This is a genomic window from Pseudomonas corrugata, assembly GCF_050920615.1.
In the GTDB taxonomy this organism is placed as follows: domain Bacteria; phylum Pseudomonadota; class Gammaproteobacteria; order Pseudomonadales; family Pseudomonadaceae; genus Aquipseudomonas; species Aquipseudomonas corrugata.
This window is the reverse complement of the sequence record NZ_CP130434.1, coordinates 603,964-616,789: the sequence shown is the minus strand read 5'-3', so window position 1 is coordinate 616,789 and position 12,826 is coordinate 603,964. Positions and strand designations below refer to the sequence as shown.

Sequence of the window (12,826 nt, the reverse complement as noted above, 5' to 3'; positions counted from 1 at the left end):
GTCTACTTCAGGCCTTGGCCGGAAAACATCAACACTTTCTCACCGGCATACTGCACGCTGATAAAGCTTTTCTGGTCGCCCCAGGTGCAACTGGACATGCCGAGCGCGCCCGAACAGTCGGTTGGTTTTCCCAGTAACGTCTCGACTTCGGCCTTGGACATGCCGGCCGACAGCTTCGAATAGTTTTCCTGGTTGACCTTGCTGCATGCGGTCAACAAGACGCACAAAGACAACAACGCGATGGATCGCAGGGACATCGTGAAACTCCTGGAGCGGAAGGAAGGTGGCAGGGTGCCAACCTGAAGCTTAGAAGAGAAAACCCCTATCTGGTTCCCCGGAGACCCCAGTATTTATTGGGGTAAAAACAGGTAGTTCGTCGGTAAATCAACCGTTTTTTGATGGCGTCATGCATTTCGTCGGGTTTGTGCCTCTGACGCCTGAATCCTGGCGCTTGCGCACCGATAAAAAGAACAGCGCGATGCCTTGCCTTATGGCAAATTGACGCCCCTTCCTGACCAGCTCCTGTGCGGTAGCGTTCTTAATGACCAGAAACATGAAATTCAGCCACAAAATCCTGCTGGCGGCAGCCCTTGTGGTAGCCGTTGCATTCGCCTGTTTCATCTTGTTCAACGACTACCGTCAGCGCCAGAGCCTGCATAACAGCACCGAAACGTCCATGCAGGAGCTCGGCAGCCTGACCAGCCGCAACATCCAGACGTGGGTCGAAGGTCGCACCCAACTGCTGCAATCGATGGCCCAACAGATTGCCGTGGACGGCAGCAGCGCCACCAGTCTCAAGCGTGCTGTCGATCTGCCCGCCTATACCGGCAACTTCCAGCTCAGCTACTTCGGTGGCGTCGACGGCGTGATGTTCTCGGTGCCGGCCGGCAATCGCGCCGCCGACTACGATCCTCGCGCGCGAGGCTGGTACAAGGCCGCCAACAGCGCACAGCAGACCGTCGTCACCGAACCCTACATTGCCGCCTCGTCGGGCAAACTGGTGATTACCGTCGCTGCCCCGGTACAGCATCAGAACCAGATGATCGGCGTGGCGGGTGCGGACATCGACTTGTCGAGCGTCAGCGCCATCATCAACTCGCTGAACTTCGGCGGTCACGGCTATGCGTTCATCGTCAGCGCCGATGGCAAGATCCTGATCCACCCTGACAGCAAACGCATCCTCAAGACCCTGGCCGAGGCTTACCCCAACGGTGCGCCGCAGGTCAGCCCAGGCATGAAGGAAGTCGAACTCGACGGCAAGACCCAGTTCATCTCTTTCACCCGCGTCAACGGCGTGCCGGGAGCCGACTGGTACGTGGCACTGGTGCTCGACAAGGACACGGCGCTGGCCATGCTCAGCGAGTTCCGCACCTCGGCGCTGATCGCCATGGCCATCGCCGTGGTGTTCATCATCGCGCTGCTCGGCATGCTGATCCGCGTGCTGATGCAACCGCTGCTGACCATGGGCCGTGCGATGCATGACATTGCCGAAGGTGAAGGTGACCTGACCCGACGCCTGACCATTCATGGCCAGGATGAATTCGGTGCCCTGGGGACCTCCTTCAACCGTTTCGTCGAGCGTATCCACACCTCGATCCGTGAAGTGGCGTCGGCCACCGGCCAAGTCAACGAAGTGGCGCTGCGTGTGGTCAGCGCCTCCAACTCGTCGATGTTCAATTCCGACCAGCAAGCCTCACGCACCAGCAGCGTGGCGGCGGCCATCAACCAGCTCGGTGCCGCGGCCCAGGAGATCGCCCAGAACGCTGCCCTCGCCTCGCAACATTCCAGCGACGCCCGCAACCTGGCAGAAGACGGTCAGCAGGTGGTAGATAAAACCATCGCCGCCATGCAGCAGCTGTCGGCAAAGATCAGCGATTCGTGCGGCAACATCGAAACCCTGAACAGCAGCACGGTGAACATCGGCCAGATCCTCGAAGTCATCACCAGCATTTCCCAGCAGACCAACCTGCTCGCACTCAACGCGGCCATTGAAGCGGCCCGCGCGGGTGAAGCCGGACGCGGTTTCGCCGTGGTGGCCGATGAGGTGCGCAACCTGGCCCACCGCACCCAGGATTCGGCGCAGCAAGTACAGAAGATGATCGAAGAGTTGCAAGTCGGCGCAAGGGAAGCGGTGCTGACCATGACCGACAGCCAGCGCCAGAGCGAAAGCAGCGTCGGCATCGCCAACCAGGCCGGCGAGCGCCTCGGCAGCGTGACCCAGCGCATCGGCGAAATCGACGGCATGAACCAGTCCGTGGCCACCGCCACCGAAGAGCAGACCGCCGTGGTGGAGTCGATTAACGTCGACATTACCGAGATCAACACACTGAACCAGGAAGGTGTGGAAAACCTGCAAGCCACGTTGCGGGCTTGTACCGACCTTGAACAGCAGGCGGCGCGGTTGAAGCAGTTGGTGGGCAGCTTCCGGATCTAACGCTCTTTCGGGCCCCTTCGCGGGCTTGCCCGCGAAGACGGCACCCGCCTCACCGCGAAATCAGAATTTAGACCCCGGCCCCTTCAAGAACTCCACTTCCTCAGCCGTAGACGCCCGCCCCAACACTGCGTTGCGATGGGGAAACCGTCCAAACCGGGCAATGATTTTCTGATGCCGTTCGGCATAGTCCAGATTGCTTTCGAACACCGCCCGATCCGCTTCCGGCTGCTCTCGAACCAACTCGATAAACCGCGACACAGCCTCATTCTGCACGGCGAGGTTTTCGCAGTGCTCGAGCACCAGGTAGATGAATACGCGCTGGATGGGTTTGAGTTGCCGGTCGAAACCTGCTGCCAGCCCCTGGGCCACCAACGCCTGGGCACGAAGATCGCCGGAGAAGGCCTTGGGGGTTTCGCGAAAGATCATCCGCGGGAATTGGTCGAGCAGCAGCACCAGGGCCAGCCAACCTTCCGGGCGTTGCGCCCAGTCGGTCAATCCGCCGGCCAGTGCCTGATCGACCTGATCGCCAAAACGCTCGCGCGCCTGGCGATCATGGTGTTTACCGAACCACAGCTTGTTCTTTTCAACCGCTATTTCGTCCGGTGTGTCGGCTGAACCAAACCACCAATCGAGTAACGGCTGCCAAGGCTCGGCCATGATTTATTCCTTGTGGTAGGCCGTGGCGCGGGCCACTTCTTCCTTCGAACCGAGGAACACCGCCACGCGCTGGTGCAGGCCTTCAGGCTTGATGTCGAGGATGCGCTGGTGACCATCGGTGGAAGCGCCGCCGGCCTGTTCCACCAGGAACGACATCGGATTGGCTTCGTACATCAAGCGCAGTTTGCCTGGCTTGGTCGGCTCACGACTGTCGCGGGGGTACATGAACAGGCCACCGCGGTTCAGGATGCGGTGTACGTCGGCAACCATCGCGGCCACCCAGCGCATGTTGTAGTTCTTTTTCAACGGACCTTCTTCACCGGCCAGCAATTCGCCGACGTAGCGCTGTACCGGGGCTTCCCAGTGGCGCTGGTTGGACATGTTGATAGCGAATTCCTGGGTGGTTTCGGGAATGGTGATGTTCTCGTGGGTCAACACGAAGCTGCCCATTTCCCGGTCCAGGGTGAAGCCCTTGACGCCATCGCCCAGGGTCAGCACCAGCATGGTCTGCGGACCGTAGATGGCATAACCGGCGGCCACTTGCTGGGTGCCTGGCTGCAGGAAGGCCTTTTCGTTCAAGGCTTCGTTCTGGCTCAGGTATTCGTTCGGGCAACGCAATACCGAGAAGATGGTGCCGACCGGCGCGTTGATGTCGATGTTCGACGAACCGTCCAGCGGGTCGAATACCAACAGGTAGGCACCCTTGGGGTATTTGCCCGGGATCTGGTAGGCATTGTCCATTTCCTCGGACGCCATGCCGGCCAGGTGACCGCCCCATTCGTTGGCTTCGAGCAGGATCTCGTTGGAAATCACGTCGAGTTTCTTCTGCACTTCGCCTTGCACGTTTTCGGTGCCCATGCTGCCCAGGACCCCACCCAGCGCGCCTTTGGATACGGCGTGGCTGATCTCCTTGCAGGCACGCGCCACCACTTCGATCAAAAAGCGCAGATCGGCAGGAGTATTGTTGCTGCGGGTCTGCTCAATCAAATAGCGACTCAAGGTAACGCGAGACATGGACGGCTCCGAAGAATAGGGGGCGGAAAAACCAGCGCAGTTTAGCGCGTGTCGGGACTTAATTCCTCCTATGAGACGGGGAATGGAGGATTGAGTTCACAGAGTGGCGTCATCGCGAGCAGGCTCGCTCCCACATTGGATTGTGTTTCCCCTGACAGAATCCGATCAAGTGTGGGAGCGAGCCTGCTCGCGATGGGTGCGAAGCACCCGCTTTCAGGATTTGACCGGCGGCTTGCGCAGCAGGCTGAAGGCCATCGAGCCGAGGAACAGCACGCTCAGCACCAGCACCGCCCACAGGCCGATTTTCTTCCAGTTGGTCCCGACGACGGCCGGCGCCGTTTCAGCCGCCGGTGCAGAGGTCGTGGGCCCATTCACCGTCGCCGCACCCAGGGTCGCCAGGCGCGAAGGACGGTAATCGGGCACCAGTGTCGTCAGTGGCAGGCTGGCCGCCTTCACCGTCGCGCTGCCCAGCGCCAGGCTGTAGGGGCCTTCGCCACGGGCGAGAAACACCACCTGGGTCGGGCGCACGGCAAAGCGCAGGGCCGGCGCTTCGGTACCGAGGCCACCGCCGCGCTCGTCCACCGTCAGCTTCAATTGCTGGACGGTCTGGCCGGACAACTGCAGTTGGTTCTGCACCACGTCCTGGCCGTTCTGGGTCAGCCGGTACAGCAAACCACCGCCCATCGGCTGCCACGGATGACTGCTCTCACGGCGCCCGGCCAGGGTCACCGGCGCCAGGCTGTTGGCCTGGCTCAGCTCGACCTGCACCTCCTCGATATTCAGCCCCATGGGCAATTGCCAGGTGTATTCACCGGCTTTCACGGTGCTGCCGGCCAACGGCTGCGACCAGGCCAGTGGCAACGGCAGGTTCTCGCGACTGGCGCTCTGCAACTGCGCCGACGTCAGCACCGGCGCGGAAGACGGCGAATCCCACAACAGCCGCAGGTAACGCGCCGACTGCCCCGGCAGGTTAACTTCATGCTGCTCGACCCGCTCATCGGCGAAGGCCAGGCGCGCCACCTGGCCTTCACCCCATGCCTGCCAGTTCTGCAAGTCGTCGCTGGCCTCGATGGTAAACCGCTGAAAGCCGTCGCGTTCGCTGGTCCAGTCGAGAATCAACTGCTGCAAGGGTGCCTTGATCGCACTGGCATCCAGCAACCAGCCGCGCAACTCCTCCTCCCCCGCCTCGAGCCGACTCGCCGGCTGGACTTCCACCAGCGTGCCGTTGGCGTTCGACTGCACCCGTACACTGGGGGCACGCTCGTTGTCATCGGCAGCGTTGTACAGCGGGAACCACTTCACGTCGGTGACGGTACGCTCTTCCCGGCTCTGCGCGGTCTCGCGGACCAGCGCATACGCCTGGGCCTGCCCGGCCGCATTGAAGACCCGTACGTCGCTCAGGTCGGTCTGCCGGGCCTGCAACTGGACCTCCAACGGCAACGGCAAGCGATACCACGGCCCTTCGCCACTCAAGGTCAACGGCACCTGATGGGCGAAGTCCGCCGGTTTTTCCTGGGCCGTAGCCGACAATGCCACCCACAACCCGACCACACCCAGGCCGATCCGACTCAACTTGCGACTCAAGATGACACTCCCTCACTGACAGGCATTGGCGGCTCGGCCTCTGGAACCGTTTCCGGCCGTTTGGGCGGCAGCGGTGCGAAGTAACCCACCACCAGCAGCAATACACCCACGCCGATAAACGACACAATCCGCGCCAGACCACCACGGTTACTCAATTCGACAAAGAACAACTTGGCCACCACCACGGCAATCAGCGCCGCACCGATCAGCCACACCTCGCGGCGATGCCTCAGATGCCCGCCGATCATCAGGCCCAGGGCGATCAGGGTCCAGACCAGAGACAACCCGGCCTGCACGAACATGGATTCGAGCAATGCGTCCAGTTCGAACGGCACATCCAGCCAATGGTGGGCGCTGCGCATCACCAGGGCGGTGAAGAACGCGAACAGTGAGACCCCGGCGATCAACTGGGCGACGTGTTCGGCATGGGCCCAACGGATCGCCAACTGCGCCAGCGCGCTACGGGCCCATACGTAGACACCGAACAGGGCGAACAACAGGCCCAGCTCCAATGGGTTGAGCAGCGGCACATACGGCAACGGCTCGGCGATGCCATCGCTGAAGGTGTTGGCCAGCCAGAACCACCCCAGCATCAACAGGGCCAGAGGCGCCGCCGCGTAGACGCGATACTCCCGCGGTTGAGCCGATATCGGCCATGGCCAGGCCCGCGGCGCGGCCATCAGCACCAGGTACAGGCTCGGCAGGATCGCCCAACCCAGCCAACGCCAGGCGTTGTATTGCTCGGACAACAGCAACAGGCCATAACGCAGCTCCAGGGCCAACACGCCGATCAGCAACCAGCAACCGAGTACATGGGCGGTGCTGCGAACCGCGTCCGGGAGCATCGAGGCCAGGCGCTTGAGCGACAGCAAATGCACACCGAACAGGATCAACCAGGCCAGCCAGCCGAAATCCGCCGCCGGGTGGTAACGGCTGTGCCAGGTCGCGACCAACACACAGCCCGCCGCAGGAATCAGCAAGGTGCACAGCAACCCCAGCGCCGGCCACTGCAAGCGCAGCGCCAGAATCGCCCACACCGCGACACTGAGCGCCGCGACAATCAGCAGCAAGCTGCCTTGCAAATGGACCGGGGCAAAGCGCAGCACTTCGCTGATCCACGTCAGCGACCACCAACCGGCGCCCCAGATCAACAGCAACTCGGACAACCGCTGCAAACTCAAGGCATTGAATACCGCGGCCGGATGACCCCGCTGCAGACGCCAGGCCCCCACCAGCGCCGCCAGCCCCAGCACCATCGGCGTCCAGAAGCCACTGTGGGCCAGGGGCCGTAGCCCCTCGCTGTCGAGCGGGCCGAGCAAAGCCGGCCCCGCCAGCAGGAACGCCGCACCGCCCAACACTTGCAGGAGCAGGCCGAACACGAAGCTCACGCGTTGTTTCAGGTACAAGCTCAGCCAGATGATCAACAGGCCACTGGCGGCCCACACGCCGCTCGCCGTTTGCCAGGGCAGGACGAACAGCACAGCGAGGTTGATCAAGGCCAGCCCCGCCAGCAACACCACCGACAAGCCACGCAGCAACCGAACGTCGTTGCGCACCATCTCGTCGCGAGCCGCCAGCAACATGCCGCCGATCAATGCCAGGCCGATCAACGAAGCACTGAGCAAACCGCTCCAGCCGGCGGCGAACACCGCTGCCGAATCCCCTTCGGCGCCGCGCAGACGCATCAGGAACAGCGCTCCTCCCAGCAGTTGCACCCCAAACGCGGTGAACAGGAAGGCCCGCGATTGCAGGCGCAGACCGACAAACAGCGTCGCCAGACCGGCCAGCGCCCAGGTGATGGCGGTGCCGTGGGTGAAGAAAAACAGCGGCGCCAGCAGATAGAGCGAGCCCAGCCCCAACACAGCCAGCACCGGCTGCACCTGGCGCTCCCAACTCGCGGTGTGCCCCGGCGCCGCCTTGCGCAATTGATAGAAGCTGAACAGCAACGCGGCGCCCAGCATCAACGCTCCCAATGGAGCGCCTTGGAGCAGACTGCCCTGGCCGATCTGCAATTCACCGAAGAAAGCCCGCGCCGCGCCCAACTGCAGCAGCAAGGCAAACGCACGCGCCAGTGGTCGCTGCTGACGCAGCCCCAACCAGAAAATCCCCGCGCCTTCCACCGCCCACGCTGCCGTGGTCCAACGGGCATCGAGGCCCAGGGGAATCGCCAGGCTGGTAAAAATCACCCCGAGTGCCAGGCAGGTTTCGGCCAGCAACAGGGCGCGTCCCCTCATCAACACCCGGGCCAGGCCCATGTAAATCATGCCCAGGACGAGGGCACTGAACGCTGCGGCCAGATCCAGGAACATCACCAGCGTGAGCTGCAAGCCAAAGCCCACCAACGGCGGACCGAACAGCATCGTGCCGTCTACATAATCGCCTTTGCGCGCCGACCAGCGCAGCAGCGCTTCACGGCTGTCATCCTCGGGACCGTCGCTCATCTCCAGCAGTTTGCGCCGGGTGAACAGCAAGCCAATCGCCAGGTACATGAGGAAAAAAATGATCAGGAACGGTTCGGTGCTGAAGAACAGTGCCGGCGTATACGAACGCAAGCCCCAGGCGATACCGATGCCGAAGGTCCCGACAAAACCGATCAGGTTGAGCAGGCGCCAGGCCTTGAACCAGGCAATCGCGAGAATGCCGGCATTGAGCAGGATGAAGTAGCTGAACAGCGCGACATGGTTACCGCTGCCGGTGGAGGTCAGGATTGGCGCGGCAAAGCCGCCCAGCGCGGCGGCAGCGGCCAGCCCCAGAGCGTTCTGGGTCACTGCCAGGATCGCCGAGAACACCGTGACCGCCACCAGCAGCCCCAACGCGGCCTTGGAATCGAGCAGTGGATGCAGGCGCATGGCGGCGAACACCGTCAGGTACAACACAGCGATGCCGGTACCCTGGAGCATCAGCGCATAACTGTTGTTGCGCTGGCGCAGCCACCAGCCCAGACCCAGCAAGCCCAACGCACTGGCCGCGACACCGGCATAGCGCAGTTCGATCGGCACCACCATGCCTTCAGTGGCATAGCGCAATAGAAACGCCAGGCCGAGGAACAACAGCAGCACGCCAACCCGCAGTACGGTATTGCCACCGAACAGCCAGTTGCGCGCACCGGCCACGGCACGCTCGATGAAACCGGGGCCGCGAGGGACAGGCGGCGTGACGATCGGGTCCATAGGCTCGGCGCCGTGAACTTCATGCTGAGCAGTGACCGGTGCTGGGGTCCAAATGTCGTCGGGCAGCGGTTGGCTGGCTTGTGTCACCATCGCGGGGGCCGGCGCCAGGTCAGGCGGAAGCTCCCAGACCAGTTCCGTCTCTGCTTCTGCCTCGTGCCGAGCTTCAGGTTTCGGAGCCTGGGCCACGACGATCTCAGGTGCAGGTGCGCTTGGCGCAGATACAGTGCCGCGCTCAAGCACGGCAAGACGTGCTTCCAGCGTCAGCAGGTTTTGTTGGGTCGCTTCCAGCAGACGCTGTTGTTTATCGGTCTGGGCCCCGAGGCGTCGCAGCCGCAAGACCAGAGCGATGCCGAGCCCCGACAATGCACCTATCAGCGCATCGGCGAACGACTCATCCACCACCCAGCCGATTGCCAGGCCCAACAGCGTCAAAATCCATTGCATGGTTGATATCCCTGAGCGGCCCCTTGCGGGCATGACCGGGTGATGCGGTGCCTGGCTCAGTCTAGTGGAAACCACACACAACCTGTGGGAGCGAGCCCTGTGGGACCGAGCTTGCTCGCGATGGAGTCGACACGGTTTAACTGCAAACCGCGTCATCGTTCATCGCGAGCAAGCTGGGCTCCCACAGGGCTCGCTCCCACAGGGGTCATGAGGGCTTCCTGTCCTGAATCCGGCCACACAGCCCGGCGAAACTGGCGCTCAGTATATCGACGAAGCCCACTTGCCGTTGGGCTTCGCTCACATTTCTTACAGATGCTATTCCAGGGCCTTCCAGATGTCGGTGGCGTATTCGCGGATGGTCCGATCGGAGGAGAACCAGCCCATGCGCGCCGTGTTGAGCACCGCCGAGCGCCACCACTGCTTGGAATCGTGCCAACGCTCTTCGACCTTGGCCTGGGCGTTCCAGTAGGCGTCGAAATCAGCGCAGACCAGGAAGCGGTCATGGTCCACCAGCGAATCCACCAGGCCGGTGTAGCGCATCGGGTCGTCGGGCGAGAACACCCCGCCACGAATCGCCTGCAACACATCGCTGAGGCGATGGGACGCGGCAATGTCCGGCGCAGCGCTGAATTCACCGTTGCGCTTGCGCGCTTCCACCTGCTCGGCCGTCAGGCCGAAAATGAACATGTGCTCACCCCCCACCCGCTCATGCATTTCCACGTTGGCGCCATCCATGGTGCCGATGGTCAGTGCGCCGTTGAGGCCGAACTTCATGTTACTGGTGCCCGACGCTTCGAAACCGGCCGTGGAGATCTGCTCCGACAGGTCTGCAGCCGGGATGATGCTTTCGGCCAGGCTGACGTTGTAGTTGGGCAAGAACACCACTTTGAGCAGGCCGCGCACAGTCGGGTCGTTGTTCACCACCCGGGCGATGTCGTTGGTCAACTTGATGATCAGCTTGGCCTGGTGGTAGCTGGCGGCGGCCTTGCCGGCGAAGATTTTCACCCGTGGTACCCAATCCACCTCCGGCTCGGCGCGAATCGCCTGGTACAGCGCCACGGTGTGCATCAGGTTGAGCAGTTGGCGCTTGTATTCGTGAATCCGCTTGACCTGCACGTCGAACATCGCCGCCGGGTTCACGGCAATGCCCAAGCGTTCGTGGATCAGGTACGCCAGGGCCTTCTTGCTGTGCAGGCGCTGTTCGGCGAACAGTTTGCGGAAGGCCTGCTTGTCGGCGAACGGCTCCAGCTCGATCAGGCGCTCCTCAGGGTTATCGAGCACGCTCGGGCCGAGGGCATCGACCATCATCGAGGTCAGTTCGGCGTTGGCCTGGAACAACCAGCGGCGGAACGTGACTCCGTTGGTCTTGTTATTGATCCGCTCCGGGTAGAGCTTGTGCAGCTCCGAAAATACTGTGCTGCGCATCAATTGCGTGTGCAACCCGGACACGCCGTTGACGCTGTGGGAGCCGAGAAACGCGAGATTGCCCATGCGTACCCGGCGGCCGTTGTCTTCTTCGATCAGCGACACTGAGCGCAGCACGTCGAAATCGTGCACCCCCTTGGCCCGCAGCGAATCGATATGCTGGGCGTTGATCAGGTAGATGATCTGCATATGTCGCGGCAGCATGCGCTCCATCAACCCGACCGGCCAGGTTTCCAGGGCTTCGGGCAGCAGCGTGTGGTTGGTGTACGACAGCGTGTCCTGGGTGATCTGCCAGGCCGCGTCCCAGGCCACGTCGTAGACGTCCACCAACTGGCGCATCAGCTCGGCCACGGCGATGGACGGGTGGGTGTCGTTGAGCTGGATCGCCGCGTGATCTCCCAGGGTCAGTACCGAGGTGTGCATGTTGCGGTGACGGCGCAGCAGGTCCTGTAACGAGGCGGCAACGAAGAAATACTCCTGGCGCAGCCGCAGTTCCTGGCCGGCCTCGGTGCTGTCGGCCGGGTAGAGCACGCGGGAGATACTTTCGGCCCGGGCGACCTCAGCCACGGCACCAAGGTGGTCGCCGGCATTGAAGCGCTCCAGGTGCAGGTCTTCCACGGCCCGGGCGCGCCACAGGCGCAGGGTGTTCACGCTCGCCCCCCGCCAGCCCACCACCGGGGTGTCATAGGCAATGGCCCGTACGGTTTCACCTGGAGACCAGACCTGCCGGGTCTTGCCGGTCTCGTCGGTGACGGTCTCGACGCTACCGCCGAACCCGATCGGGTAGACCACTTCCGGCCGTTCGAACTCCCAGGGGTTGCCGAAATCCAGCCAATGCTCGGTCTGCTCCTGCTGCCAACCATCGACGATCGCCTGGCGAAACAGGCCGTGCTCGTAACGAATACCGTAGCCATGGCCGGCGATGCCCAGGGTCGACATGCTTTCCATGAAGCACGCCGCCAACCGGCCGAGGCCGCCGTTGCCCAACGCCGCATCGGGCTCGAGCAAGCGGATGCGCTCCAGGTCCACCCCCAGCTCGGTCAGAGCTTCGCGGGCAGTGTCCAGCAGGCCGAGGTTGCTCAGGCTGTCGTAGAGCAGGCGTCCGATGAGGAACTCCAGAGAAAGGTAGTAGACCCGCTTCTGGCCCTTGCGATAGATCTGTCGCGTGTGATCCATCCAGTGTTCGACCATGTGGTCGCGGGCGGCAAGGGCAATGGCTTCGAACCAATCGTGATCAAAGGCATGATCCGGGTCCTTGCCGACGGCATAAGTGAGTTTGGTCAACACAGCGTCGCGAAATGCGGCCACTTCTGCTTCGCGAACAAGTGGTTCTTGAGTCATGAATAAGACCTCGAACGAGCATGGAATTGTCTGAGCCTAGACGGTCTGACAGACGGCACAGGCTCTTGGTTCGGTGGCTTTTTCCCCGAATGCCGGAGAATTGCCGCCAGGAAATTGCCGATGGACGAATGAATGCAGGGGCCATGCCGCCAAGGGAGGATTCTGCCGGGCAAGAAAAAAAACCGGCGGATGGTCGTTCAAAATTTCATCAGTCCCGGTATGATCGCGCGCCCTGATGCATGCTGGTATACCTAGATGATGAAGCCCAACCTGATCGCCGCCGCGGAGATCGACCGACTCGATACCTGGGCCAAGTATTCCGCCCCGATGTGCGGTTCCTGCGTGTCGAGCTGCTGCACGCTCCCGGTCGAGGTCAAGATCAAGGACCTGATCAGGATCGGCATCGTCGACGAATTCGAACTGGGCGACCCACCGAAAAACATTGCCAAGCGCCTGCAAAAGGAAGGGATCGTCGAGCGTTACAACCAGAAGTCGGAGATCTTCACGCTCCAGCGCATGAGCAACAACGATTGCCTTTATCTGGACCGCAAGAGCCGCCTGTGCACCATTTACGAGAAACGCCCGGACACCTGCCGCAATCATCCGCGGGTCGGCCCACGGCCGGGGTATTGCGCGTACAAGCCCAAGGAAGTGGAGCGCGAGCGCAATCCGCGGACGCTGGATCGGTTTTGATCCACTGATGTTTCAGCGGCGCCTGGTCCGGCGCTATCGCGAGCAGGCTCGCTCCCACATGGAC

Annotated in this window: 9 protein-coding genes; 2 read left to right on the top strand and 7 right to left on the bottom strand. The window is 62.3% G+C overall.

Annotated features, from left to right (window positions below; genetic code table 11):
• Positions 1-2: 2 nt before the first annotated feature.
• Together bamE and QZH45_RS02700 are read right to left on the bottom strand one after the other, a co-directional pair.
• The gene (gene bamE, locus QZH45_RS02705; RefSeq protein ID WP_024778082.1) at positions 3-257 is read right to left on the bottom strand and encodes an outer membrane protein assembly factor BamE domain-containing protein; all 255 of its coding nucleotides are present in this window, start codon (positions 255-257) and stop codon (positions 3-5) included.
• A gap of 127 nt (positions 258-384) precedes the next feature.
• A complete protein-coding gene (locus QZH45_RS02700) occupies positions 385-555 on the bottom strand; it encodes a hypothetical protein (RefSeq protein WP_155254736.1) in 171 nt (56 codons plus the stop codon).
• Between QZH45_RS02700 and QZH45_RS02695 the strand changes: the two genes are divergently transcribed.
• Positions 542-2,434, top strand: a complete 1,893-nt coding sequence (locus QZH45_RS02695) for a methyl-accepting chemotaxis protein (protein WP_197677812.1) — start codon at positions 542-544, stop codon at positions 2,432-2,434. The two genes, QZH45_RS02700 and QZH45_RS02695, sit on opposite strands and share 14 nt — an antisense overlap.
• Positions 2,435-2,494: 60 nt before the next feature.
• On the opposite strand, the gene QZH45_RS02690 is transcribed toward QZH45_RS02695, so the two are convergent.
• The 5 genes from QZH45_RS02690 to QZH45_RS02670 all read right to left on the bottom strand — a co-directional run bounded on the left by QZH45_RS02690 (position 2,495) and on the right by QZH45_RS02670 (position 12,069).
• Positions 2,495-3,091, bottom strand: a complete 597-nt coding sequence (locus QZH45_RS02690; RefSeq protein WP_055135740.1) for a DUF924 family protein — start codon at positions 3,089-3,091, stop codon at positions 2,495-2,497.
• 3 nt (positions 3,092-3,094) lie between these two features.
• Positions 3,095-4,105, bottom strand: coding sequence for a class 1 fructose-bisphosphatase (locus QZH45_RS02685; protein WP_024778079.1), 1,011 nt, complete (start codon positions 4,103-4,105; stop codon positions 3,095-3,097).
• 213 nt (positions 4,106-4,318) lie between these two features.
• Entirely contained in the window at positions 4,319-5,689 is a 1,371-nt protein-coding gene (locus tag QZH45_RS02680) for a DUF3999 domain-containing protein (RefSeq protein WP_055135739.1), read from the bottom strand.
• Positions 5,686-9,303, bottom strand: coding sequence for a DUF2339 domain-containing protein (locus QZH45_RS02675; protein ID WP_055136943.1), 3,618 nt, complete (start codon positions 9,301-9,303; stop codon positions 5,686-5,688). The genes QZH45_RS02680 and QZH45_RS02675 overlap by 4 nt, the downstream gene beginning before the upstream one ends.
• Positions 9,304-9,618: 315 nt before the next feature.
• Positions 9,619-12,069: a glycogen/starch/alpha-glucan phosphorylase gene (locus tag QZH45_RS02670; protein ID WP_024778076.1), complete on the bottom strand. Its 2,451-nt coding sequence runs from the start codon at positions 12,067-12,069 to the stop codon at positions 9,619-9,621.
• Between the two features lie 255 nt (positions 12,070-12,324).
• Between QZH45_RS02670 and QZH45_RS02665 the strand changes: the two genes are divergently transcribed.
• Entirely contained in the window at positions 12,325-12,762 is a 438-nt protein-coding gene (locus QZH45_RS02665; RefSeq protein ID WP_024778075.1) for a YkgJ family cysteine cluster protein, read from the top strand.
• Positions 12,763-12,826 lie beyond the last annotated feature (64 nt).

Bases quoted from the DNA above. Each gene is read 5' to 3' on its own strand.
- bamE (WP_024778082.1), bottom strand. From the start codon at position 257: ATGTCCCTGCGATCCATCGCGTTGTTGTCTTTGTGCGTCTTGTTGACC.
- QZH45_RS02695 (WP_197677812.1), top strand. From the start codon at position 542: ATGACCAGAAACATGAAATTCAGCCACAAAATCCTGCTGGCGGCAGCC.
- QZH45_RS02700 (WP_155254736.1), bottom strand. From the start codon at position 555: ATGTTTCTGGTCATTAAGAACGCTACCGCACAGGAGCTGGTCAGGAAG.
- QZH45_RS02690 (WP_055135740.1), bottom strand. From the start codon at position 3,091: ATGGCCGAGCCTTGGCAGCCGTTACTCGATTGGTGGTTTGGTTCAGCC.
- QZH45_RS02685 (WP_024778079.1), bottom strand. From the start codon at position 4,105: ATGTCTCGCGTTACCTTGAGTCGCTATTTGATTGAGCAGACCCGCAGC.
- QZH45_RS02675 (WP_055136943.1), bottom strand. From the start codon at position 9,303: ATGCAATGGATTTTGACGCTGTTGGGCCTGGCAATCGGCTGGGTGGTG.
- QZH45_RS02670 (WP_024778076.1), bottom strand. From the start codon at position 12,069: ATGACTCAAGAACCACTTGTTCGCGAAGCAGAAGTGGCCGCATTTCGC.
- QZH45_RS02665 (WP_024778075.1), top strand. From the start codon at position 12,325: ATGATGAAGCCCAACCTGATCGCCGCCGCGGAGATCGACCGACTCGAT.